This window comes from Sphingobium amiense, assembly GCF_003967075.1.
Taxonomy (GTDB): domain Bacteria; phylum Pseudomonadota; class Alphaproteobacteria; order Sphingomonadales; family Sphingomonadaceae; genus Sphingobium; species Sphingobium amiense.
Genome location: NZ_AP018664.1, coordinates 1,554,749 through 1,578,937, shown reverse-complemented (window position 1 = coordinate 1,578,937; position 24,189 = coordinate 1,554,749). Strand labels below are relative to the sequence as shown.

22 protein-coding genes are annotated in these 24,189 nt (G+C 64.8%); 9 read left to right on the top strand and 13 right to left on the bottom strand.

Going from position 1 to position 24,189, the window contains the following annotated elements:
* The first annotated feature begins 3 nt into the window (after positions 1 to 3).
* The 4 genes from SAMIE_RS07565 (at position 4) to SAMIE_RS07550 (ending at position 6,868) form a co-directional block, all read left to right on the top strand.
* Positions 4 to 996 (top strand): glycosyltransferase family 2 protein, encoded by a 993-nt coding sequence (locus SAMIE_RS07565; RefSeq protein ID WP_066697084.1) that lies wholly within the window; start codon positions 4 to 6, stop codon positions 994 to 996.
* Between the two features lie 89 nt (positions 997 to 1,085).
* Positions 1,086 to 1,721, top strand: a complete 636-nt coding sequence (gene clpP, locus SAMIE_RS07560) for an ATP-dependent Clp endopeptidase proteolytic subunit ClpP (protein WP_066697083.1) — start codon at positions 1,086 to 1,088, stop codon at positions 1,719 to 1,721.
* Positions 1,722 to 1,857: 136 nt separating this feature from the next.
* Positions 1,858 to 3,126 carry an ATP-dependent Clp protease ATP-binding subunit ClpX gene (clpX, locus tag SAMIE_RS07555; protein ID WP_066697081.1) on the top strand — a complete coding sequence of 423 codons (1,269 nt, stop codon included), beginning with the start codon at positions 1,858 to 1,860 and terminating at the stop codon, positions 3,124 to 3,126.
* A 367-nt stretch (positions 3,127 to 3,493) separates the two neighbouring features.
* Positions 3,494 to 6,868 carry an outer membrane beta-barrel protein gene (locus tag SAMIE_RS07550; protein ID WP_066697079.1) on the top strand — a complete coding sequence of 1,125 codons (3,375 nt, stop codon included), beginning with the start codon at positions 3,494 to 3,496 and terminating at the stop codon, positions 6,866 to 6,868.
* Between the two features lie 48 nt (positions 6,869 to 6,916).
* On the opposite strand, the gene mtgA is transcribed toward SAMIE_RS07550, so the two are convergent.
* From mtgA to SAMIE_RS07535, 3 genes are all read right to left on the bottom strand, one after another.
* Complete coding sequence (mtgA, locus tag SAMIE_RS07545) at positions 6,917 to 7,606, bottom strand: monofunctional biosynthetic peptidoglycan transglycosylase (RefSeq protein ID WP_066697076.1); 690 nt, start codon at positions 7,604 to 7,606, stop codon at positions 6,917 to 6,919.
* A 103-nt stretch (positions 7,607 to 7,709) separates the two neighbouring features.
* The gene (rpoH, locus tag SAMIE_RS07540; protein ID WP_066697649.1) at positions 7,710 to 8,621 is read right to left on the bottom strand and encodes an RNA polymerase sigma factor RpoH; all 912 of its coding nucleotides are present in this window, start codon (positions 8,619 to 8,621) and stop codon (positions 7,710 to 7,712) included.
* Positions 8,622 to 8,695: 74 nt separating this feature from the next.
* Positions 8,696 to 9,649 (bottom strand): RluA family pseudouridine synthase, encoded by a 954-nt coding sequence (locus tag SAMIE_RS07535; protein WP_066697074.1) that lies wholly within the window; start codon positions 9,647 to 9,649, stop codon positions 8,696 to 8,698.
* A gap of 17 nt (positions 9,650 to 9,666) precedes the next feature.
* Here SAMIE_RS07535 and SAMIE_RS07530 point away from each other — a divergent pair, with 17 nt between their 5' ends.
* The gene (locus tag SAMIE_RS07530; protein ID WP_066697071.1) at positions 9,667 to 10,068 is read left to right on the top strand and encodes a M67 family metallopeptidase; all 402 of its coding nucleotides are present in this window, start codon (positions 9,667 to 9,669) and stop codon (positions 10,066 to 10,068) included.
* Positions 10,069 to 10,162: 94 nt separating this feature from the next.
* The gene (locus SAMIE_RS07525; RefSeq protein ID WP_066697647.1) at positions 10,163 to 10,816 is read left to right on the top strand and encodes a histidine phosphotransferase family protein; all 654 of its coding nucleotides are present in this window, start codon (positions 10,163 to 10,165) and stop codon (positions 10,814 to 10,816) included.
* Positions 10,817 to 10,932: 116 nt separating this feature from the next.
* On the opposite strand, the gene glnA is transcribed toward SAMIE_RS07525, so the two are convergent.
* The 3 genes from glnA to map form a co-directional block, all read right to left on the bottom strand.
* Positions 10,933 to 12,345 carry a type I glutamate--ammonia ligase gene (glnA, locus tag SAMIE_RS07520; RefSeq protein WP_066697069.1) on the bottom strand — a complete coding sequence of 471 codons (1,413 nt, stop codon included), beginning with the start codon at positions 12,343 to 12,345 and terminating at the stop codon, positions 10,933 to 10,935.
* A 90-nt stretch (positions 12,346 to 12,435) separates the two neighbouring features.
* Positions 12,436 to 12,774: a P-II family nitrogen regulator gene (locus SAMIE_RS07515; protein WP_066697646.1), complete on the bottom strand. Its 339-nt coding sequence runs from the start codon at positions 12,772 to 12,774 to the stop codon at positions 12,436 to 12,438.
* Between the two features lie 244 nt (positions 12,775 to 13,018).
* On the bottom strand, positions 13,019 to 13,849 hold the full coding sequence (map, locus tag SAMIE_RS07510) for a type I methionyl aminopeptidase (protein WP_066697641.1): 831 nt from the start codon (positions 13,847 to 13,849) through the stop codon (positions 13,019 to 13,021).
* Between the two features lie 77 nt (positions 13,850 to 13,926).
* Between map and SAMIE_RS07505 the strand changes: the two genes are divergently transcribed.
* On the top strand, positions 13,927 to 14,688 hold the full coding sequence (locus SAMIE_RS07505; protein WP_066697067.1) for a competence/damage-inducible protein A: 762 nt from the start codon (positions 13,927 to 13,929) through the stop codon (positions 14,686 to 14,688).
* 70 nt (positions 14,689 to 14,758) lie between these two features.
* Here SAMIE_RS07505 and SAMIE_RS07500 read toward each other — a convergent pair whose 3' ends face one another.
* Together SAMIE_RS07500 and gltX are read right to left on the bottom strand one after the other, a co-directional pair.
* Positions 14,759 to 16,045, bottom strand: coding sequence for a citrate synthase (locus tag SAMIE_RS07500; RefSeq protein ID WP_066697639.1), 1,287 nt, complete (start codon positions 16,043 to 16,045; stop codon positions 14,759 to 14,761).
* 20 nt (positions 16,046 to 16,065) lie between these two features.
* Entirely contained in the window at positions 16,066 to 17,502 is a 1,437-nt protein-coding gene (gltX, locus tag SAMIE_RS07495; RefSeq protein ID WP_066697065.1) for a glutamate--tRNA ligase, read from the bottom strand.
* Between the two features lie 69 nt (positions 17,503 to 17,571).
* Here gltX and SAMIE_RS07490 point away from each other — a divergent pair, with 69 nt between their 5' ends.
* Positions 17,572 to 19,731, top strand: coding sequence for a ComEC/Rec2 family competence protein (locus tag SAMIE_RS07490; RefSeq protein WP_083952366.1), 2,160 nt, complete (start codon positions 17,572 to 17,574; stop codon positions 19,729 to 19,731).
* Here SAMIE_RS07490 and lexA read toward each other — a convergent pair.
* On the bottom strand, positions 19,692 to 20,363 hold the full coding sequence (gene lexA / locus SAMIE_RS07485) for a transcriptional repressor LexA (RefSeq protein ID WP_066697063.1): 672 nt from the start codon (positions 20,361 to 20,363) through the stop codon (positions 19,692 to 19,694). The two genes, SAMIE_RS07490 and lexA, sit on opposite strands and share 40 nt — an antisense overlap.
* 152 nt (positions 20,364 to 20,515) lie before the next feature.
* Between lexA and SAMIE_RS23330 the strand changes: the two genes are divergently transcribed.
* On the top strand, positions 20,516 to 20,659 hold the full coding sequence (locus SAMIE_RS23330; RefSeq protein ID WP_157077749.1) for a hypothetical protein: 144 nt from the start codon (positions 20,516 to 20,518) through the stop codon (positions 20,657 to 20,659).
* Between the two features lie 10 nt (positions 20,660 to 20,669).
* On the opposite strand, the gene SAMIE_RS07480 is transcribed toward SAMIE_RS23330, so the two are convergent.
* From SAMIE_RS07480 to trpD, 4 genes are read right to left on the bottom strand one after another with little or no spacing between them, the layout of a single operon-like run.
* Positions 20,670 to 21,848 (bottom strand): molybdopterin molybdotransferase MoeA, encoded by a 1,179-nt coding sequence (locus tag SAMIE_RS07480; RefSeq protein ID WP_066697061.1) that lies wholly within the window; start codon positions 21,846 to 21,848, stop codon positions 20,670 to 20,672.
* A complete protein-coding gene (gene moaC, locus SAMIE_RS07475; RefSeq protein WP_066697058.1) occupies positions 21,845 to 22,321 on the bottom strand; it encodes a cyclic pyranopterin monophosphate synthase MoaC in 477 nt (158 codons plus the stop codon). The genes SAMIE_RS07480 and moaC overlap by 4 nt, the downstream gene beginning before the upstream one ends.
* On the bottom strand, positions 22,318 to 23,106 hold the full coding sequence (trpC, locus tag SAMIE_RS07470) for an indole-3-glycerol phosphate synthase TrpC (protein WP_066697056.1): 789 nt from the start codon (positions 23,104 to 23,106) through the stop codon (positions 22,318 to 22,320). The genes moaC and trpC overlap by 4 nt, the downstream gene beginning before the upstream one ends.
* A complete protein-coding gene (gene trpD, locus SAMIE_RS07465; protein WP_066697055.1) occupies positions 23,103 to 24,095 on the bottom strand; it encodes an anthranilate phosphoribosyltransferase in 993 nt (330 codons plus the stop codon). Before trpD ends, trpC begins: the two co-directional genes overlap by 4 nt.
* Positions 24,096 to 24,189 lie beyond the last annotated feature (94 nt).

Below are 24,189 nucleotides of genomic sequence, written 5' to 3'. Positions count from 1 at the left end.
AGGATGAAGGAATTTCCGCCAGTGGCAGGTGAGGGGGCGGATGCCGGAACCGGCACCGCAAAGCCGCGCGTCGCCGTAATCCTGCCCTGCTACAATGAAGCAGGCGCGATCGTGAAGACGGTCGAGGATTTTCGCCGGGCGCTGCCCGATGCGGACATCTATGTCTTCGACAATAATTCGACGGACGGCAGCCGCGATCTGGCGGCTGGGGCGGGGGCCATCGTCCGCCGCGTCAGCCAGCAGGGCAAGGGCCATGTCGTCCGCCGCATGTTCGCGGACGTCGATGCCGACATATATATCATGGCCGACGGCGATGCGACCTATGAAGCCGCCGCCGCACCGCGGATGGTCGCGGCGATGCTGGAGGACAATCTCGACATGGTGGTGGGGTGCCGCCGCGACGAGGTGGAAGCGGCCTACCGGCGCGGCCACCGCTTCGGCAACTGGGCGCTTACCAGCCTGCTCAAGCAGCTTTTCGGACGCAGTTTCAGCGACATTCTTTCGGGCTACCGCGTCTTTTCCCGCCGTTTCGTCAAGAGCTTCCCCGTGCTGTCGGCCGGGTTCGAGATCGAGACGGAGATCAGCGTCCACGCTCTTGAACTCGCGATGCCGGTCGCAGAAGTGATGACCAGCTATGGCGCGCGGCCCGAAGGATCGGTCAGCAAGCTGTCCACCTATCGCGATGGCTGGCGTATCCTGAAAACGATCATGACCCTCTACCGCATCGAGCGGCCCGTGCTGTTCTTCGGCATCATCGCGGCATTCCTGACGGCGCTCGCGCTCGGGCTGGCGGCGCCGCTGATCGTCACCTATATGAAGACCGGCCTCGTGCCGCGCTTTCCCACCGCCATCCTCGTCACCGGCCTCATGATCCTCGCCACCCTGTCGATCATGTGCGGGCTGATCCTCGACACGGTCGTGCGCGGGCGGCGGGAGGTCCGGCGGCTGGCCTATCTGACCTTCCGCGCACCCTCTGATTTCGCGCGGCGGGACTGACGGCGGCCCCGCACGCTTCCCCCTTGAACCATTCCGCTTTTGTCCCGATGTAGGGCTTGGGCAAAAGCAATCACCCGGAAAAGAGCAAAATGACCGATATCATGTCCGACCCCATGGCCGCGCTGGTCCCCATCGTCATCGAACAGTCGAACCGCGGCGAGCGCAGCTTCGACATCTATTCGCGCCTGTTGCGGGAACGGATCATCTTCGTCACCGGTCAGGTCGAGGATCATATGGCCTCGCTGATCGTCGCCCAGCTGCTGTTCCTGGAATCGGAAAATCCGAAGAAGGACATCTGGATGTATATCAACTCGCCGGGTGGCGTCGTCACGGCGGGCATGGCGATCCACGATACGATGAAATATATCCGCCCTCAGGTCGGCACCGTCTGCATCGGTCAGGCCGCGTCGATGGGCAGCTTCCTGCTCGCCGCCGGTGAGCCGGGCAAGCGCATCGCGCTTTCCAACGCCCGCATCATGGTGCACCAGCCTTCGGGCGGGGCGCAGGGCATGGCGTCCGACATCGAGATCCAGGCCAAGGAAATCCTGCGCATCCGCCGCCGCCTGAACGACCTTTATGTCAAATATACCGGCAAGAGCCTGGACGAAGTCGAGCGGGCGATGGACCGCGATACCTTCCTTGAGGCGGACGAGGCCAAGGCGTTCGGCCTTGTCGACGAAGTGTTCGACCGCCGGCCCGTGTCGGCCGAAACAACCGAGGGCTAAAGGGGATCTTTACCGCCGCGCGCCACTATCACCCTTGTGAAAGGGGCGCGCCGCGGTCTAGGATGCCCTTTGGACCAGCAAATCCTTCCCTCATGGGCGGCAGTCCGCCGCTCCGGGAAGGGAGAGAGAATGGCGAATGACTAAGCTTACCGGTTCCGATTCGAAAAGCACGCTTTACTGCTCCTTCTGCGGCAAGTCGCAGCATGAGGTGCGGAAGCTGATTGCGGGACCGACCGTCTTCATCTGCGACGAATGCGTGGAGCTGTGCAACGACATCATCCGCGAGGAGACCAAGGGCGGTCTCGTCGGCAAGAAGGATGGCGGCGTGCCGACCCCGCAGGAAATCTGCGATGTGCTCGACGATTATGTGATCGGCCAAAACCGCGCCAAGCGCGTCCTGTCGGTCGCGGTCCACAATCACTACAAGCGCCTGAACCACGGCTCCAAGCCGGGCGAGGTCGAACTGGCCAAGTCCAACATCCTGCTCGTCGGCCCCACCGGCTGCGGCAAGACGCTGCTGGCGCAGACGCTGGCCAAGACGTTCGACGTGCCCTTCACCATGGCGGACGCGACGACGCTGACCGAAGCGGGCTATGTCGGTGAGGATGTCGAGAACATCATCCTCAAGCTGCTGCAGGCGTCGGACTATAATGTCGAGAAGGCGCAGCGCGGCATCGTCTACATCGACGAGATCGACAAGATCAGCCGGAAGGCGGAAAACCCGTCGATCACCCGCGATGTGTCGGGCGAGGGCGTGCAGCAGGCGCTGCTCAAGCTGATGGAAGGCACGACCGCTTCAGTGCCGCCGCAGGGCGGGCGCAAGCATCCGCAGCAGGAATTCCTTCAGGTCGATACGACGAACATCCTGTTCATCTGCGGCGGCGCGTTCGCGGGGCTGGAAAAGATCATCGGCGACCGTCTGGAAGCCAAGTCGATCGGGTTCGGTGCGCATGTCGCCGCGCCCGAGGAACGCCGCACCGGCGAGCTGCTTCGCCAGAGCGAGCCGGAGGATCTGCTGAAATTCGGTCTCATCCCCGAATTTGTCGGCCGTCTGCCGGTGATCGCGACGCTGGAAGATCTGGATGTGACCGCACTGGTCAAGATTCTGGTCGAGCCGAAAAATGCGCTGGTGAAGCAATATGGCAAGCTGTTCGACATGGAGAATGTGGAACTGAGCTTCACAGACGATGCGCTGACCGCGATCGCCCGGAAAGCGATCGAGCGCAAGACCGGCGCGCGCGGCCTGCGTTCGATCCTTGAAGCGATCCTGCTCGACACGATGTTCGACCTGCCGTCGATGGAGGGGGTGGGCGAAGTCGTGGTCGACAAGGATGTCGTCGCGGGCACGAAGGAGCCGATTCGCGTGTTCAGTGAGAAGGAAAAGCGGGCCGAAGACGCCGCTTAATCCAGATTAGAATTTGGGCAAAATGAAGGGGGCTGGCGATCGTTCGCCGGCCCCCTTTTTCGCGTTCTCTTCGCGTCGCCAAAGATTTTTGCGCTGCGTTGCAAAATTGCACCATCGTCAAACTGCTATAAAATTCCCTATTTTATGTATGTAATACAGCATTTTATTGACCGGTCCTGAGATCGCACATCCCTCGCGACCCGTCTATCCACCGTCCTGTCCCGGCTATCATGCTGCATTGTAACAAAAGTGCAGCCGCCGCATCACAAGGGCGACGCCGGCGGTCGCCAGAGAGCGGCTACAGCTTGCAGCAATCGCTTGGTGGAGCGGTGAACCGACCGCTTGGGAAAAAGGGACTAGGGGTCACATGAAACATCTGAAGATCTTGCTGGCGGCGAGCGTCGCCGGCATCGGCATGGCGGCAACCATGGGTGCGCCGGCGCATGCGCAGGAAACCACCTCGTCGATCCGCGGCACGGTGACGGCGGAGGGCGCGCCGGTCGTGGGCGCTCGGGTCCAGATCACGCATGTGCCGACCGGAACATCGGCGTCCGCCACCACCGATGCGTCCGGCGGCTTTTCCGCCACGGGCCTGCGCGTGGGCGGTCCCTACAGCGTTCGCGTCACCGCATCGGGCTACAGCGATGCGACGGTGACGGACATCCAGACCGTCGTCGGTCAGGAATTCTCCCTGCCCGTCGCACTGGTCAGCGAAGGCGACGCAATCGTCGTCACGGCGTCCAAAATTCGCGGCGCTGGCAATATCTCGGCGGGTCCGGCTCTCGTGTTGACAGCGGCGCAGATCAGCAAGATCGCGTCGGTCAATCGCGACATTCGCGACATCGCGGCGCGCGATCCGTTCGCGACGCTCGACACGAGCCAGACGACGGGTCGTCAGGTTTCCTTCGCGGGGCAGAACCCGCGCTTCAACCGGTTCACCGTGGACGGCGTCCCCATCACCGACAGCTTCGGTCTCAACCCCGATGCGCTGCCTTCGCGCCGGGGGCCGGTGCCGCTCGATTCCATCGGGCAGTTCGAAACCAAGGTCGCGCCTTATGACATTCGCGAAGGCTTTTTTCAGGGCGGCGTTTCCAACGCGATCCTGAAATCGGGCACCAACGAATTTCATGGCACCGCCTTCTACACTTTCAGTTCGGACGAACTGACGGGCAAGCGGACGAAGCCCTATATCCTCAACCCCACGGGGCGCATCGTGCAGCCCAATTTCACCAGCAAGGATTTCGGCGCGGAGATTTCCGGGCCGATCATCAAGGACAAGCTGTTCTTCATGATCGCGGCGGAGCGGGTGCGCGCGGCGCGTCCGGTCGCCTTCGGCACGCAGGAGGATAATGCGGGGACGCCGGTCATCAACGCGCGCGATGCCGACCTTGAGCGCATCGTTCAGATTTCGAAGGACAAATATGGCTTCGACCCCGGCGGCATCCTGCGGTCCGACGGAGACGAGGACGATCGTCTGGTCGGCAAGATCGACGCGAACCTGTCCGAAACGCAGCGCGTATCGCTGACGGGCCTGTATACCAAGGACTCGCTGAACGTCAGCACGACGACCGGCACGCGCGACCTTGGCCTGATGTCGAACGCCTACAAGAAGCCCAACAAGATGAAAGCGGGCATCGTCAACTGGAATGCCGACTGGACCGATGCGTTTTCGACCGAAACGCGCGCGCTCTACAAGACATATGACAGTGGCCAGTTCCCCCTCATGGGGCGGACGGCGCAGATGTCTGTCTGCGCCGCGCCGACTTCGGAGCCGCGGAATGTCCAAACGGGCACACCACCCGTGCCCAGCGTCGCGACCAATGTCAGCATCGTTTGCGGGACCGGCACCGGAACGCCGCAGTTCGTTCTGGGATCGGGCGGTCCCAGCCAGTCGAACATCCTGCGCATCCGCACCTGGGGCGGATCGGTGTCGGCCAAGCTGAAGGCGGGGGATCATAATTTCCGCATGCTCGCCGAATGGAACCACACCAAGTCGTTCAACCTGTTCGTAAATCCGTCAGCAGGCACATATTATTTCGACAGCATCCAGGATTTCGCCAACGGCACGGCGACATCGTTCAGCTATAATAACGCAGGGTCGCTCGACCCCAACGACGCGGCGGCGAGCTTCTCCTACGACGCATACACCTTCGGTCTGCAGGACGACTGGCGCGTCAACAGCCAGCTCAATATCGGCATCGGCCTGCGCTACGACCTGTTCGGAATGGACAGCAAGCCGGCGGTCAATCCGAACTTCGCCCGCCGTTACGGCTTCACCAACGCCAGCAATATCGGCGGCATCGGCCTGTTTCAGCCGCGGTTCGGCATCACCTACAAGCCGACGCCTCGCCTGACGATCCGTGGCGGCGGCGGCATCTTCGGCGGTGGATCGCCCGATGTCTATATCGGCAATTCTTTCTCGAACACGGGCGTCATCAATACGTCGATCACCGCGCGGCAGACGGACGGCGGCGTCTATCAGTTGAACGGATCGGCGGCGAACGGAGGCAGCGCGGCGGCGTCTTCTATCCTCAACAATCCGTCCTACACGAACATCCCCGCCGCCGCGAACACGGCGGTCCAGACGGCGGCTGCCGGCCTCTCGGCCAATCCCAACGCCACGACCTCGCTCAACGCCATCGACCCCAATTTCAAGGCGCCCAACCAGTTCCGGGGCACTTTGTCGGTCGATTATGAGGCCGATTTCGGCGCGCTGGGCGATGGCTGGCGTTTCGGTGCGGACCTGCTTTACAGCAAGGTGCGGCAGCAGGTGATCGTTACCGATCTGCGCTCGGTGCCGATCCCCGGATCGTTCACGCCGGACGGCCGCCAGCGTTATCAGAACCTGCTTCCCGGAACGACGCCCGGCTCGCGTTCGACCGACACAGGGCAGGATCTGCTGCTCACCAACACCAGTTACGGTCGCGGATGGATCGGCGTGTTGCGCGCGGAAAAGAGCTGGGACTGGGGTCTGACCCTGTCGGGTGCCTATACGCGGCAGGACGTCCGGGACGCGGGCGCGCTGACGTCTTCGCAGGCCAGTTCGATCTACGGCAACGGTGCCAATTATGACGCGAATTTCGGCGGCCGCGGCCATTCGAACGACGAAGTGCGGTGGGCGTTCCGATACAATGCGTCGTTCGAACGCGCATTCTTCGGCGACTATAAAACGCGCCTCGACCTGTTCGGCACGACGCGGGCCGGCGCGCGCTACAGCTATGTCATGCAGGATCTGTCGGGCGGCCGTTCGGGCGTATTCGGCACGGCGGGCAGCGCGTCGCGCTATCTCTTCTACGTCCCGACCGGCATCAACGATCCCAAGGTCATATATGACAGCGACGCCACGCGCGATCGCATCAATGCGATCATCGAAGGATCGGGCCTGAACGGCTATCGTGGCCAGATCGCGCCGCGTAACGCGTTCCGCTCCAAGGCGTTCACCCGGATCGACCTGCATGTGGAGCAGGAAGTGCCGTTGCCGCTCGGAGCGCGTTTCTCGCTCTTTGCCGACGTGGAGAATTTCACCAACTTCCTGAACCACAAATGGGGTCAGCAGTTGCGGTCGAGCTTCCCGTTCCGCAAGACGGTGGCGAAGGTGAGTTGCGTTGCATCGGGCGGCAATGCCTGCGCGCAGTATAAATATGAGCAGCCCTCGACCGATACGGTGCTGGCCGACGAACTGGTGACCACCAACGGATCTTCGCTCTATTCGGTGCGGGTGGGCGCGCGCATCAGCTTCTGACGCGAGCGAGATCGAGAAAGGAAAAAGGCGGGATTATCCCGCCTTTTTTCATTTGAGGCAGCCGTCCAGTCCATCCCGCTGAACAATCCCGATCCGCCGGGCGATGGTGTTGCCGTAGCGGCGCGTGAAGCCACCGGGCGCGACGGCGGCCCGTTTCTTGGGGAGGGGGAGGACCGCCGCGATGCGCGCGGCTTCGGCGCGGGAAAGCCTGCCCGCGCCGTGATGGAAATAGCGGATCGCGCCCGCCTGCACGCCATAGGTGCCGATGCCGGTTTCCGCGACGTTCAGGTAAACCTCCATGATGCGCCGCTTGCCCCACACAGCCTCGATCAGAACGGTGAACCACGCTTCCAGCCCCTTGCGCACGAAGCCGCCGCCCTGCCAGAGAAAGACATTCTTGGCGGTCTGCTGACTGATGGTCGACCCGCCGCGGATGCGTCCGCCGCTGGCATTGTGGATCGCCGCCTTGGCGATGGCGTCGACGTCGAAACCGTGATGTGTGCAGAATTTCCCGTCCTCCGACGCGATGGCGGCGCGCGGCATGTTCGGGTCGATCTCGTCCAGCGGTGTCCAGTCCTTCGTGATGCCGTTGGGATCGAACAGCATGGTCAGCGTCACTGGCGGCGGCACGAAGCGGTAGATCAGCACCATCAACAGCGACAGGGCGGCAAAGCCGAGCAGCAGCTTGAGCGGGAGGAGCAGCCAGCGGCGGCGGCGGGGTGCGGTTTTTGCGATCATGCCCGTTCGTAACGCGCTCGCACCGTCGGGTTCAAGCGGGACCGTCATGCAAAGAAAAAGCCCCGGATCGCTCCGGAGCTTTTCTTCTCGACCGATGAGGGACTCAGGCGGCGGCGAGTTTCGCCATCCGGCTCAGCCGGTCGCCCGCGATCCGCATCATCGCCTTCTGCAGCTTTTCGAAGGCGCGCACCTCGATCTGGCGGACACGCTCGCGGCTGACGCCATAGACCTGGCTCAGTTCCTCCAGAGTCTTCGGCTCTTCCGCGAGGCGGCGTTCGGCGAGGATGTGCTTTTCCCGATCGTTAAGATCGGTCATCGCCTCGACCAGCATCTCGTGGCGCTGGGTCTTTTCCTGCTCCTCGGCAACGCGTTCGTCCTGAAGCGGGTCGTTATCCTGCAACCAGTCCTGCCACTGACCCTCGCCATCCTCGCGCATCGGGACATTGAGCGACGTGTCGCCGCCCATCGCCATGCGACGGTTCATCGACACGACATCGTCTTCCGACACGCCAAGATCGGTCGCGATCTTCGTGACGTCTTCAGGATGCAGATCGCCGTCCTCGAACGCCTCGATGCTGTTCTTCATGCGGCGGAGGTTGAAGAAGAGCTTCTTCTGCGACGCGGTGGTGCCCATTTTCACAAGGCTCCACGACCGCAGGATGAATTCCTGGATCGAAGCCCTGATCCACCACATCGCGTAGGTCGCCAGACGGAAGCCGCGATCCGGCTCGAACTTCTTCACGCCCTGCATCAGGCCGATATTGCCTTCGCTGATGAGTTCGCTCACGGGCAGGCCGTAGCCGCGATAGCCCATCGCGATCTTCGCCACGAGGCGCAGGTGCGAAGTTACAAGCTGCGCCGCAGCTTCAGGGTCCTGATGCTCCTGATAGCGCTTCGCCAGCATATATTCCTGCTCAGGCTTGAGCAGCGGAAATTTGCGGATTTCCGACAGATAGCGGTTGAGGCTGGCTTCACCGCCCAGCGCCGGAACCGCAGGGACATTGCTCCTGGCCATGTCGTCACCTTTCCCTTTCATGCGCGGCGGGACCCAGAAGAGGCGTCGCTGCGCCGTCGCAAACTTATCCAAAACTATACGTGAAGCGCGCTTAACAGTTCCTGCATATCGCTCGGTAATGCACTTTGGAACAGCAGAGGCTTATCCGTTGACGGATGTATGAACCCCAGCGTTCTTGCGTGCAATGCCTGCCTTTTGAAACCCAGCGTTTCCAGTATCGTTTTGAAACCTTTTCTCTCTCTACCGTAAAGCGGATCTCCGATCAAGGGGTGACCCGCATGCGCCATGTGGACGCGAACCTGATGCGTGCGGCCGGTTTCGAGCCTGCATTCGACCGCAGCAGCGCCCCGCAGCCTTTCCATGATCCGATAATGGGTGACGGCATGTTTGCCGCGCCCTTCCCGATGAACCGCCATTTTCTTTCGATCGGCGTCGGACCGGCCGATCCATGTGTCGACGGTCCCGGCCGCAGACTGCGGATGGCCGTACACGATCGCGGTGTAGAGCCGCTGGATACTATGGTCCTTGAACTGCCGCGCCAGCCCTTCATGCGCCCGGTCGGTCTTGGCGACGACGAGCAGGCCCGACGTGTCCTTGTCGATGCGATGGACGATGCCGGGCCGGGCCACGCCGCCGATGCCGGACAACTGCCCGGCGCAATGATGCAGCAGCGCGTTGACCAGCGTTCCGTCGAGATTGCCCGCAGCGGGATGAACGACGAGACCGGCGGGCTTGTCCACGACGATCAGGTCCGCGTCCTCATGCACGATGGTGAGCGGGATATCCTGTGCCACCGTGTCGAGCGGCGTCGCTTCGGGCAAAGTCACCAGAAAGGACTGGCCGGCGGCGACCTTCATGGAGGCGGTCATGCGCCCGGCCTGATGGCTGCGCACATGGCCTGCGCCGATCAGCGCCTTGAGCCGCTCGCGCGACAGGTCGGGCAGCAGGTCCGCCAGCGCGCGGTCCAGCCGCAGCCCGTCCTGCGCCTCGCCGATGGCTGCCTCGATGATGGAAACCCCCGAACCCATGGACTAGGGATGTAGGAATGCGGGTTACAATATCAAGAGCCGATCTGGAACAAATCGTGACTGCGGCGGCGGGCAGCGAGGAGGAGATCTGCGGTCTGCTGCTGGGTGAAGGGGCGAACATCAGGGAGGTCCGCGCGACTCTCAACGTCGCTCCCGACCCCGCCCGGCATTTCGAGATCGACCCCGCCGCCCTGATCGCGGCGTACCGGTCCGCGCGGGAAGGGGGGCGGCAGGTGCTCGGCCATTATCATTCGCATCCTTCGGGCGTGGCGGCGCCATCCGCCACCGATGCCGCCTGCGCCTCGCCGGACGGGAGCCTCTGGCTGATCGTGGCGGACGGGAAGGCGGCCCTGTGGCGAGCCGGGGCGGACGACGCAGGGCAGTTGCGTTTCACGTCCGTTGCGCTGGACAGCCGGTGACCGAAAGGCGTCGAGCCGGGCTTGCATAGTCGAACCGGGCAGCGCATTAGCCTGATTGCGCTTTTTCTCCAATTATCCGGCGATCCCAAACCGCATGACCAACCCGACCGACAGCATCGAATTCGCCAGCCTGCTCTGCTCGCGCCTGTGCCATGACCTGCTCAGCCCCGTGGGTGCGCTGAACAACGGGCTGGAACTGATGGCGGACGAAACGGACCCGGAAATGCGCGCCCGCTGTCTGGAACTGCTGACCGATAGCGCGCGAACGTCCGCGAACAAGCTCAAATTCTTCCGCCTGGCCTTCGGTTCGGCGGGCGGGTTCGGCGACGCCGTGCCGCCCCATGAAGCGCGCGTTGCGATCGAGGGCATGTTCGCGACGGCGGGCCGGGTGAAGGTAGGCTGGATGGTCGAGGAGCAGTTGCTCGACAAGCTGGCGGCCAAGATCCTGCTTAATCTGGCGCTGATCGCGGGGGACGCGCTGGTGCGCGGCGGTCAGCTCGACATCGGGGCGGAAACGCGGCCCGGCGTGACCGAGATCGTCGTGCGCGCCGAAGGGCCAAAGGTCGTGCTCGATCCGGACCTGCGCGCCGCGCTGGCGGGCACGCTGCCGGTCGAGGGGCTGGCGTCGCGCACGGCAGCCGCCTGGATGATCCGTCAACTGGTGCTGGGCGCGAAGGGAGAGATCGCGCTCTCCCCGCCGGGCGAGCCGGTTCTGCTTTTCGGCGCGTCCATCCCCACCCGCGCCTGACACCGGCGGTCCGCCGCCAACCCGCGCTCAGCCGTCTCCGTCGCTGTCGCATCCATCAACGAAAAGCCCGGCCGCATCGCTGCGACCGGGCTTTTTCTTTACCGTCCTGATCGGGATCAGGCGCTGTAATACATGTCGAATTCGACCGGCGACGGTGCCATTTCCCAGCGGTACACTTCGGGCCACTTCAGCTCGATATAGGCTTCGATCTGATCCTTGGTGAACACGTCGCCCTTCAGCAGGAAGTCATGGTCGGCTTCCAGGCTGTTGAGCGCTTCACGGAGCGAACCGCAGACGGTCGGCACCTGGCTCAGTTCTTCGGGCGGCAGATCGTAGAGATTCTTGTCCATCGCGGCGCCCGGATGGATCTTGTTCTCGATGCCATCGAGACCGGCCATCAGCAGCGCGGCGTAGCACAGATAGGGGTTCGCCATCGCGTCGGGGAAGCGGAATTCCACGCGCTTCGCCTTGGCGCCCGCGCCATAGGGGATGCGGCAGGAAGCCGAACGGTTGCGCGCCGAGTAAGCGAGCAGCACCGGCGCTTCGAAGCCCGGCACCAGACGCTTGTAGCTGTTGGTGGTCGGGTTGGTGAACGCGTTGAGCGCCTTTGCGTGCTTGATGACGCCGCCGATGAAATAGAGGCAGGTGTCGCTGAGGCCCGCATAGCCGTCGCCCGCGAAGAGCGGCTTGCCCTTTTCCCAGATCGACATGTGGGTGTGCATGCCGCTGCCATTGTCCTGCGCGATCGGCTTGGGCATGAAGGTCGCGGTCTTGCCATAGGCCTGCGCAACCATCTGAACCACATACTTATAGATCTGCATGCGGTCGGCGGTCTGAACCAGCGTGCCGAAGGTCAGGCCCAGTTCGTGCTGCGCGGCGGCGACTTCGTGGTGGTGCTTGTCGCAGGGCAGGCCCATTTCGAGCATGGTCGAAACCATCTCGGCGCGGATGTCGGTGCAGGGATCGACCGGCGCGACGGGGAAATAACCGCCCTTGGCGCGGGGGCGATGGCCGAGGTTGCCGCCTTCATATTCCTTGCCGGTGTTGGTCGGCAGTTCAATGTCGTCGATCTTGAAGTAGCTCTGCGAGTAATCATTCTCAAAGCGGACATCGTCGAACATGAAGAATTCGGCTTCTGGGCCGACATAGATGGTGTCGCCGAAACCGGCCGACTTGACGAAGGCCTCCGCGCGCTTGGCGCAGGAGCGGGGGTCGCGGCTGTAGAGTTCGCCGGTGTCCGGCTCCACGATGTCGCAGAAGATGATGAGCATCGGCGTCGCACTGAACGGATCGACATAGACGGCGTCGAGATCGGGCTTGAGGATCATGTCCGATTCGTTGATCGCCTTCCAGCCTTCGATCGACGAACCGTCGAACATCAGCCCCTGGGTCAGTTCATCCTCGCCCAGCACGCTCGACACCATGGTCAGGTGCTGCCACTTGCCCTTGGGATCGGTGAAGCGGACATCGACCCATTCGATTTCCTTTTCCTCGATCATCTTGAGGATGTCTTTTGGCGTGTTGGCCATGTGCAGTTGCCCTTCTTTCATAAGGAACCCCCCCGAAGGGGTCGTTGACGTTGCGGATCGCCGGCCCCCTGCAAGCCGGCGGCGGAAATATCAGATGGCGTCGCTGTCGCGTTCACCGGTGCGGATACGCACCGCGCCTTCGATGTTGGAGATGAAAATCTTGCCGTCGCCGATCCGGCCCGTCTGGGCGGCGGCGCTGATGGCTTCGACGACGCGATCCGCAAGGCTGTCGTCGACGACGACTTCCAGCTTCACCTTGGGAAGGAAATCGACGACATATTCGGCGCCCCGATAGAGTTCGGTATGGCCCTTCTGCCGGCCGAAACCCTTGGCTTCGGTCACGGTGATGCCGGACACGCCCACTTCGTGCAGCGCTTCCTTCACCTCGTCCAGCTTGAACGGCTTGATGATCGCCTCGATCTTTTTCATCACTTCAAATCCCAACCCATGACGCTCGCCCATGGCAGCGGTGCGAAGCCCGCTGGCCCTGCCTCGAACAGACGATCATCATGCCCTCGAGGCGGCGCCGTCCATCCTTACCAAACAATTACCGTGCCAAGTCGCGAATCGCTAGGACATGCTTTCGGCGATGCAGCAATCTTTGTCCATATTGCCCGCTTTGCATGCAATTTTGCGGCGTCATGCCTGTTTTTTGAGCAACGCTGTTCTGCTATCAGGCGCCGTAGGGCGGGCAGTCCAGACCGGTCGGGCTTCTGGTGAAAATCTCGCAACCGGTTTCGGTGATGCCGATGCTGTGTTCGAACTGGGCCGACAGCGACCGGTCGCGGGTCACGGCGGTCCAGCCATCGTCCAGCATCTTCACGCCCGCCTTGCCGATGTTGATCATCGGCTCGATGGTGAAGAACATGCCGGGCCTCAGTTCCGGCCCGGTGTCGGGGCGGCCGATATGCACCACTTCGGGGCTGTCGTGGAAGACGCGCCCGAGACCGTGGCCGCAGAAATCGCGCACCACGCCGTAGCGGTGCTTTTCGGCGTGCCGCTGGATCACATGGCCGATATCGCCCAGATGATTGCCCGGCTTTGCCTGCTCGATGCCGAGCATCAGGCATTCATAGGTCACTTCGATCAGGCGGCGCGCCTTGATCGAGGTTTCGCCCGCCACATACATGCGGCTGCTGTCGCCATGCCATCCGTCGACCAGCGGGGTCACGTCGATGTTGAGGATGTCGCCGTCCTTCAGCCGGTAGTCGCCGGGGATGCCGTGGCAGATCACATTGTTGAGGCTGGTGCAGCAGCTGTGGGTGTAGCCCCGATAGCCCAGAGTCGCAGGCACGCCGCCGCCGTCCAGCGTCATCGCGCGCACGATGTCGTCCAGTTCGCCCGTGGTCACGCCCGGCACCACATGCGGCACCAGCGCGTCGAGGATCTCCGCCGCCAGCCGCCCCGCCTTGCGCATCCCGGCAAAGCCCGTTTCATCGTAAAGCTTGATCGCGGCGGAGCGCGTAACCGGCATGTCCGCCGTCATCGTCATATAATCCGTCATGCAGCGTTTATAGGGCGTCATCCCGGATATTGCGAGAGGCGCTAGGCAGGGCGCGATACGCGGGTTAAAGGCTGGGCATGGCCGACCACCAACGCATCTGGATCGCCGCGCTGATCGTGATCGGCGACGAAATTCTTTCCGGCAGAACGCAGGACAGGAATATCGCGCAGATCGCGGCCTGGCTGAACGTGCAGGGCATCCGGTTGCGCGAAGTCCGCGTGGTTCCCGATGTGACCGAAGCGATCGTGGAAGCCGTCAACAGCCTGCGCGTGCGCAACGATTATCTGTTCACGACCGGCGGGATCGGTCCCACGCATGACGACATCACGGTGGACGCGATTGCCGCGGCGCTTGGCGTCGGGGTGGTCGTCCATCCCGAAGCGCGCGCGGTGCTGGAGCGCTATTATGAAACGCGCGGCGGCCTGACCGAAGCGCGGCTGCGCATGGCGCGGGTGCCCGAAGGCGCGAGCCTGATCGAGAACCGCATGTCGGGCGCGCCGGGCATCCGGCACGGCAATATCTTCATCATGGCGGGCGTACCGCATATCACGGCGGGGATGCTCGACGCGCTGACCGGAACGCTGGAGGGCGGATTGCCGCTGCTGTCGGCCACGATCGGCTGCTGGGTGGCGGAAAGCGAGGTCGCCGACCTGCTGCGCGCGGTCGAAAAGGCGCATGGAGATTGCCAGATCGGCAGCTATCCGTTTTTCCGGGAAGGGCGGACCGGGGCGAATTTCGTCGTGCGCTCGACCGATCGGGCCGCGCTCGATGCCTGCGCCGGTGCGTTGACCGAGGCGCTGGGCGCGGGCGGGTGGATCGCGACGCAGGGCGGCATCTGAGCCCTCCCTCGCCGGAAACGAAAACGGCGCCCGACAGGGGGCGCCGTCTCCTCAAGTCAGTGCAGCGCGATCAGCGCTTGTCGACCGGCACATAGTCGCGCTCGGTCGGGCCGGTGTAGAGCTGGCGCGGGCGGCCGATCTTCTGCGCCGGGTCGGAGATCATCTCGTTCCACTGCGCGACCCAGCCCACGGTGCGGGCGAGGGCGAAGAGCACCGTGAACATCTCGGTCGGGAAGCCGATGGCCGAGAGGATGACGCCGGAATAGAAGTCCACATTGGGATAGAGCTTCTTTTCGATGAAGTAAGGATCGTTGAGCGCGATCTGCTCCAGTTCCTTCGCGACGTCGAACACCGGATCGTTGACGCCCAGCTTTTCGAGCACGTCCTTCGCGGTCTTCTGCATCACGGTCGCGCGGGGATCGTAATTTTTGTAGACGCGGTGGCCAAAGCCCATCAGGCGGAACGGATCGTCCTTGTTCTTGGCGCGGGCGATATATTCGGGGATGCGGTCCACTGTGCCGATTTCACGCAGCATGTTGAGCGCGGCTTCGTTCGCGCCGCCATGCGCCGGACCCCAGAGGCAGGCGATGCCCGCCGCGATGCAGGCAAAGGGATTGGCGCCCGAAGAACCGGCGAGGCGAACGGTCGAGGTCGAGGCGTTCTGCTCATGGTCGGCGTGCAGGATGAAGATCTTGTCCATCGCATCGGCGATCACCGGATCGACCACATATTCCTCAGCCGGGACGGAGAAGGTCATGCGCAGGAAATTGGCGGTGTAGCTGAGGTCGTTGCGCGGATACACGAAGGGCTGGCCCACCGAATATTTGTAGGCCATCGCCGCAATCGTCGGCATCTTGGCGATCAGGCGGTGGCTCGCGATGCGGCGCTGGGCGGGATCGTTGATGTCCGTCGAGTCGTGGTAGAAGGCCGAAAGCGCGCCGACCACGCCCACCATGATCGCCATCGGGTGCGCATCGCGGCGGAAACCGCGGAAGAAGGTGGTGAGCTGTTCATGCACCATGGTGTGACGCGTGATGGTGGTGGTGAACTCTTCCAGTTCCGCCTTCGACGGCAGTTCGCCGTTCAGCAGCAGATAGCAGACCTCCATGAAGCTCGACTGCTCGGCCAACTGGCCGATGGGGTAGCCGCGATGCAGCAGCACGCCTTCGTCGCCGTCGATATAAGTGAGGCCGGATTCGCAGCTCGCCGTCGAGGTAAAGCCGGGATCATAGGTGAACATGCCGGTGTTGGCGTAAAGCTTTCGCACGTCGATGACCTGCGGCCCTACGGTGCCATCCATGATGGCATAATCCTGGCTGTTCTCGCTGATGGTCAGACTGGCTTTGTTATCGGACATCTTGTTCTCCTTGAGTGCCATCAACCGGCTGAAGCGTGCCCTGCCGCAGCCAGTCGTTCCAAGCTCTCCTCTTTTCCCAGAAGGAAGAGGACATCAAAAATACCTGGCGAGACGGTGCGCCCGGTCAGCGCCGCCCGCAAAGGCTGCGCCACCTTGCCCAGCCCCAGGCCGGCATCCTCCGCCACGCGGCGAATTGCTTCTTCGATCGCCTCGACCGTCCAGAACTGGACGGGTCGGAGAGCGTCGGCTGTCCTGGCCAGCAGCGCGCGCGCGGGTTCGTCTAGCAGAGCCGAAGCCTTCTCGTCAAAATCGAGAGGGGCGATCTTGAACAGGAATTGCGCGCCCTCGGCGATTTCCACCAGCGTCTTTGCGCGCGGCTTGAGCTGGGGCATCGCCTGAGAGAGGAGAGCGCGGTCCTCATCCGACAGCGACTTGCCCGACCATGCCTCCAGCCGGGGCGCGACGAGAGCGGCGAGGCGAACGTCGTCGGCTTCGCGCAGATAATGGCCGTTGAGATTTTCGAGCTTCTTGATGTCGAAGCGGGAGGGCGAGCGGCCCACGCCGCCGATGTCGAACAGTTCGATGGCGCGGTCGAGGGAAATGATCTCCTCGTCGCCATGGCCCCAGCCCAGACGGAGCAGATAGTTGAGCACCGCTTCGGGGAGCATGCCCATCTCGTCGCGATAGGCGTCAACGCCCAGCGCGCCGTGCCGTTTCGACAGCTTGGCCCCGTCAGCGCCGTGGATCAGCGGAATGTGGGCGTAGACCGGCTCTTCCCAGCCCCCCTCGATATTGGCCATAGCCTTGATGATCGTCAGTTGCCGGAAGGCGTTGTTGAGATGATCGTCGCCGCGAATGACGTGAGTGACGCCCATGTCATGATCGTCCACGACAACGGCCAGCATATAGGTAGGCGTGCCGTCCGACCGTAGCAGGATCATGTCGTCCAGCTCTGCATTCTGCACGACGACGCGGCCCTGCACCGCATCCTCGATCACCGTTTCGCCTTCGCGCGGCGCCTTGATGCGGATGACGAAGGGCGCGGCTTCGGGCGCTTCCTCGGGCGAGCGGTCGCGCCAGCGCCCGTCATAGCGCAGCGGCTGTTTTGCCGCGCGCTGCTGCTCGCGCAGTTCGGCGAGTTCTTCGGGCGTGGCGAAACATTTATAGGCATGCCCTGCCGACAGAAGCTGATGCGCGACTTCGGCGTGGCGGGGCGTCCGTTCGAACTGGAAAACGGCAGGTTCGTCCCCGGCGAGGCCCAGCCACTCCAGCCCGTCGAAGATCGCGGCGACCGCCGCGTCGGTGGAGCGCGCCCGGTCGGTGTCTTCGATCCGCAACAGGAACCTGCCGCCATGGTGGCGCGCGAACAGCCAGTTGAAGAGCGCGGTGCGGGCGCCGCCAATATGCAGAAACCCCGTGGGAGAGGGCGCGAAACGGGTCACGATGGCTTTGTTCATTCCCGTTGCACTCGCCGTCATAATCTTCGACATTCGCCCTTGCGACCCATGAATGCGACGCCCCCTAGCATGGCTTTTGCGCCACGACAAACCTCCCTTGCGGGTGGAATCGCCCTTGCGGGCGCGCGGAGTTTTGCGAGTCTGGAAGCCGTTCTGGAGCGGGAGCGCGAGCAGATCGGCCTTTGGGTGCCGGTTGCGCTGGGCGCGGGGATCGCCGCGTGGTTCATCCTGCCCAGTGCGGCGCAATGGTTCGCCTTCTGCTGCGCGATGCTGTCTTTTGGATGCACTGCGCTCTTTTTGCCACAGGGCGCGCGTATTCGGCAGGTCGTGCTGGCGGGCGCGCTGCTCGCCTGTTTCGGCTGTGTCCTGATATGGGGCAAGGCAATGCTGTTCGGGCAGCCGCCGATGGCGCGTCCGCTGTTCACGCAGGTGGCCGGAGAGGTGCGGTCCGTTCAGGCCGTTCCCGCGCAGGCCATGGTGCGGGCGATGATCCGCCCGATCGCCCGGCCCGATCTTCCCGCGACGATCCGCGTCAATATCGCGGAGGTGGACGTGCCCGCAGGGCTGGGGGCAGGCGCGGTCATCCGGTTTCGCTCGCGGCTCATGCCGCCCGCCCAGCCGAGCCTGCCGGGCGGTTATGATTTCGCGCTGCGCGCCTATTTCCTGGGCATCGGGGCCACCGGCAAGGCGCTGAAGCCTGTCGAAGTCCTGAAAGCCTCGAATGCGCCGCCGGGCCTTCGGGCACGACTGTTCAGCCATATTCTCAGCCGGGTCGACGGACCGGCGGAGGGCATTGCGGCGGCGCTGGCGACCGGGGATCAGGGCGCGATTGCCGATGCCGATGCCGAAGCGATGCGGCGCAGCGGTCTGGCGCATCTCCTTTCCATCAGCGGGCTGCATGTCACGGCGCTGATCGGCGCGGTGATTTTCCTGCTGATGCGCGTGCTGGCGCTCAGCCGCCGGGCAGCGCTCGACTGGCCGCTCATGATGATCGCGGGGGCGGGGGGCGCGCTTGCGGGGATCGGCTATACGCTGCTGACCGGCGCGGAAGTGCCCACGGTGCGATCCTGCGTCGCGGCGCTGCTGGTGCTGGGCGGGCTGGCGATGGGGCGCGACGCGATCACGCTGCGGCTGGTGGCGGCAGGCGCGATCGTGGTGCTGGTCTTCTGGCCCGAAGCCCTTGTCGGTCCCAGTTTCCAGATGAGTTTCATGGCGGTGACGGCGCTGGTGGCGCTGGGCGAGCATCGGCGCTTCCGTGCCTTTGCGACGGCGCGGGACGAGCGCCGCTGGAGGAAGGCCGCGCGGCTGCTCGCCGTGACGCTGGCGACGGGGTTCGCGGTCGAGCTGGCGCTGATGCCGATTGCGCTGTTTCATTTTCACAAGGCGGGGCTGCTGGGCGCGTTCGCCAATATCGTCGCCATTCCGCTGACCACCTTCGTCGTCATGCCTCTGGAAGCGGCTGCGCTGCTGATGGACAGCGTCGGCGCGGGCGCGCCTTTCTGGTGGCTGACGCGGCAGGCGCTCGACCTGTTGCTGGCCATCGCGCATGGTGTGGCGGGCAGTCCGATGGCGACGATGCTGGCCCCGACGACGAGCGCCGCGGCATTCGGAATTGCGATGACGGGCCTGCTGTGGATGCTGTTGTGGCGGGGGCGGATGCGCTGGTGGGGGGCGCCGCCCCTTGTCGTGGCGATGGCTCTGGCGCTGCTCGCGCCCGCCCCGGACCTGCTCGTCACGGGGGACGGGCGGCATGTGGCGGTGCGTACCGCCGATGGCATGGCGATCCTGCGCGACCGGGCGGGGGATTATGTGCGGGACAGTTTTTCCGAAAGCGCCGGGTTCGATGGCGCGCTTTCAGCGCTGGCGGATCATCCCGCCGCCCGATGCTCGGACGATCTGTGCGCCATGCACCTGACCGGCGGCGGGCGAAAGTGGCGGCTCCTCTTCACGCGCAGCAAGGTCCGGATCGACCGCGATCCTTTCGAGAAGCAATGTGCCGACGCCGACATCATCGTCAGCGACCGCCGCCTGCCGCGCTGGTGCCGCCCCCGCTGGCTGAAGGCCGACAGCCGCCTGCTGCGGCGCACCGGCGGCCTGTCGATCGACCTGCGAAGCGGCGAAGTTCACACCGTTCTCCAGCCCGGCGACGCGCACCCGTGGATCGCGCCCGCCGCAGGCTGGCCGCGCCCTCAGTTATATCGGCGCAGCAGGCCAGCGAGCTTGCCCTGAATGCGCACCTGCCGGGGATCGTAGATCTGCGGTTCATAGGCGGCGTTGGCGGGATCGAGCCGGACGCGCGATCCGTCGCGGCGGAAATATTTGAGCGTCGCTTCGCTTTCGTCGATCAGTGCCACGACGATCTGCCCCTCGCGCGCGACGTCGGTGCGCTGGATCAGGGCGAAGTCGCCGTCGAGGATGCCCGCCTCCATCATCGAATCGCCCGACACTTCGAGCGCATAATGATCGCCCGCACCCAGCAGGGCGGCAGGCACGGACAGCATATTCTGCCCCTCCATCGCCTCGATGGGAACGCCCGCCGCGATCCGGCCGTGCAGCGGGATTTCGATCACGTCATTGGCAGCGACGGGAAGGGCGGGGGATGCCTTCGCCTTCGGGGCGATGGACGGCACCGGCGTGCGATGCATGGCGTCGGGGAGCTTGAGCACTTCGAGCGCACGGGCACGATTGGGCAGGCGGCGGATGAAACCGCGTTCCTCCAGCGCGTTGATGAGGCGGTGAATGCCCGACTTGGACCGCAGGTCGAGCGCGTCCTTCATCTCCTCGAAAGAGGGCGAGACGCCGCCTTCTTCCAGTCGGGTCTGGATGAAACTCAGCAATTCCTGCTGCTTCGGCGTCAACATCGCATCGGTCCTCCGTGGAACGTATGAGGAACGCATAGGAAACACATGGAGGTTCGTCAAGCGGCAAACCGTGTGGCGAGCCGCATGGAACGGAAGGATCAGCACGGCGTTCGTGCGGGGAAGCCGACGACGATCGGTGCAGGAGAGAATGCATGCCCGATACCCGCCCTGACCTCCGCCACAATCCGCCGGTGCGGGTCAGGGAGCGGGATGTTCGCCGCCTGCGGCCGCTCGACCGGCAGATGGGCGACGAGCAGCGTCACAATTCCCCTCCGGGCGAGCAGCAGTTCCGCTAGGCCAGAAGATTCACAGCGGCAGAATCGACACGATGTCGCCCGGTGCGGCAGGTGGGCTGCCAGCGGCGCGGACAATCAGGCAGTCGGCGAGCGAAAGGGCGGCCGTGGCCGCGCTGTCCTGCGATGTGACAGAGACGACGCCGCCGGCACCCCGATAGGCTCTCAGATAGTCGTCACGCTCCCCGACCTGCGGCAATGCGGAGGCGAGGCGTGCCTGAGCGGTGCGGGGGAGCGGGTCCGCCGCCCCGCTCATGTGGCGCACGAGCGGCAGCAGGAAGAGCGTGGCGGTGACGAAGGCCGATACCGGATTGCCGGGCAGGCCCAGGAACAGCGCATTCCCCATCCGTCCGGCCATCAGCGGCTTACCGGGGCGCATCCGGATCTTCCAGAAGTCGAGCGCGCCGCCCGCTTTATCGAAGGCGGGGCGGACGAGGTCGTGATCGCCGACCGACGCGCCCCCGGTCGAAACGATGATGTCAGCGTCCTTCGCGCGTTCGAAGGCGGTGGCGAGCGCCGGAAGGTCATCGGCGACGATGCCGATGTCGACGATGTCGCAGGGCGGCCCCGCCAGCATGGCCGCCAGCATCGGCGCGTTCGACGAAGGCAGCGACCCCGGCGGAACGGGCGCGCCCGGCGGGACGAGTTCATTGCCCGTCGACAGGATCGCGACGGTCAGGCGGCGGCGCACGGGCAGGCGATCATGCCCGGCGAGCACGGCGACGGCGATCTGGGCGGCTCCGATTGCAGCGCCGGACTTCAACAGAATATCGCCGGTCGCGAAGTCGGATGCGGCCTTGCGGACATGCTGGCCTTTGGCAAGAGGGTCGGGGGAGGCGGCGATGTGGTCGCCGTCGCGCCGGGCATTCTCCTGAATGAGGATCGCGTCCGCGCCGTCGGGCAGGGGCGCGCCGGTGAAGATGCGGCAGGCTTCTCCCGGCGCGAGAGGAAGGGGGAGCGGGCCGCCCGCCGCGCTTTCCTGCGCCACGCGCCAGCGGCCGGGATGCTCCGACGCGCGCACGGCATAGCCGTCCATCGCCGAAAGCGCCGCCCAGGGCTGATCGCGCAGCGCCCGCACGTCCCGCGCCAGCCATCGGCCGACCGCCTGTGCGACAGGCACGCCTTCTTCCGCCAGCGACTGGGCCAGAGCGAAGAGGCGCGCCTGCGCTTCCGCCACCGGCAGCAGGCTCATGCGCCGCGCTTCCAGTCGCCGGACCGGCCGCCGCTTTTGGCTTCAAGCCGGATGTCGCCGATGACCATCGCCTTATCCAGCGCTTTCGCCATGTCATAAATGGTCAGCAGCGTGGCGGAGGCAGCGGTCAGCGCTTCCATCTCTACGCCCGTCTGCCCCGCCGTGCGGGCGGTGGCGACGACCCTGACGCCATCGTCGAGCAGGTCAAAGTCAACGGTCACGCTGCTGAGCGCGATGGGATGGCACAGCGGGATGAGATCGGCGGTGCGCTTGGCCGCCATGATGCCCGCGACGCGCGCGACGGCGAGGACATCGCCTTTCTTGACGAGGCCGTCGCGGATGGCCTGCGACGCCGTGGCGCTCATGGCGATGCGGCCCGAAGCGACCGCCTCGCGCGCGGTCACGGCCTTGGCCGACACATCGACCATGCGGGCCGCGCCGTCCTCGTCCAGATGGGTGAGGCCGCCGGTCATGCGCCGGTCAGCAGCGCGCGGGTCGCCGCTTCGACATCGGCCTGCCGCATCAGCGTTTCGCCGACGAGGAAGCAGCGCACGCCATGATCCGCCATCGCGGTCAGATCGGCATGGCCGGTCAGGCCGCTTTCGGCGACGAAGGTGCAGCCTTCCGGCGCTTTCCCGACGAGTTCATAGGTGCGGGCGAAGTCCACGCTGAAGTCGCGCAGGTCGCGGTTGTTGACGCCGATGAGGCGGGAGCGCAGCGCAAGGGCGCGGTTCAGTTCCGCTTCGTCATGCACTTCGACCAGCGCGTCCATGCCAAGGCCGAGCGCGGCGTCCTCTATCTCCGCCATCTGGCGGTCGTCCAGCGCGGCGACGATGATGAGGATCGCGTCCGCGCCCAGCGCCCGGCTTTCGAGCACCTGCCAGGGATCGACGATGAAATCCTTGCGCAGCACCGGCAGGGCGCAGGCGGCGCGGGCGGCGACCAGATAATCGTCATGGCCCTGAAAATAGGGTTCGTCGGTGAGGACCGACAGGCAGGCCGCGCCGCCCGCGGCATAGGCGGCGGCGTGGGCCGGGGGATCGAAGTCGGGGCGGATCAGGCCTTTGGACGGGCTGGCCTTCTTGACTTCGGCGATGAGGCCGAAGCCGTCCTGCGCCGCCCGGTCGAGCGCGCGGCGAAAGCCCCTCGGCGGGGTCTGGCCAGCGGCGCGGGACTGGAGTTCGGCCACGCTGACGGCGGACCTGCGCCGTGCGACATCCTCGCGTTTGAATTCGCAGATTTCGGTGAGCTTGTTCATGAATAGGCTATCCAGCAATTGAGCAGCGCGTTGGCAAGGCCGCGGTCGATGGTTTCGGCGGCTTCCTCCACGCCTTCGCGCAGCGTCTCCACCGCGTCCGCCACCAGCAGCGCAGCGGCGGCGTTGAGCAGCACGGCGTCGCGATAGGGGCCATGTTCACCCTGAAGCAGCGCCCGCAGCGCAGCGGCGTTGTGCGTGGCGTCCCCTCCGCGAATGGCGGAAACGGGGTCGGTCGAAAGGCCAAGGTCGATGGCGGCGAGGCGGCGCATAGCGACCACCCCGTCACTGGTGACTTCGGCGACATCGTTGCCGCCCGCCAGCGACAGTTCGTCCAGCCCTTCATCGCCCGACACGACCATGGCGCGGTCGATGCCCAGGAGCGCCAGCGCCTGCGCGTAGATGGGCACATAGGCCGGGCGGGCTATGCCGACGAGCTGGCGGCGAACCCCCGCCGGGTTGGCGAGCGGTCCCATGAGGTTGAAGATGGTGCGTTCGCCGATCGCCTTGCGGATGGGGGCGAAGCGCTTGAGCGACGGGTGGTAATTCTGCGCGAAGAGGAAGCAGATGCCGAGATCGGCGAGCGTCGCCTGCGCCGTCGCGGCGGCCCTGTCGAGGTTGAGGCCCAGCGCTTCGAGCGTGTCGGCCGCGCCTGCTTTGGAGGAGGCGGCGCGGTTGCCGTGCTTGGCGACGGGGACGCCCGCTGCCGCAACGACGAGGCTGACGGCGGTGGAGACGTTGAGCGTGTGGTGGCCGTCGCCGCCCGTGCCGCAGACGTCGATGGCTCCGGCAGGTGCGTCGACCGGGATCATGCGGGCGCGCATCGCGCGGGCGGCGGCGGCGATCTCCGTCGCGGTTTCGCCCCGGCGCGCCATGACGACGAGGAAGGACGCGATCTCCTCCTCCGGCAGATCGGCATCGAACAGCAGGTCGAAAGCGGTCTCCGCCGCTTGCGGCGAGAGCGGGGTCGCAGGATCGGGCAGGCGGGTCATCGCCCTCGCCTTAGTCGGCGGGAGGGCGGGCTGTCGAGAGGGGCGCTTGCCCTTAGCTTCGCATATTTCCCGCAAATTTTGACATTTTCTGTCC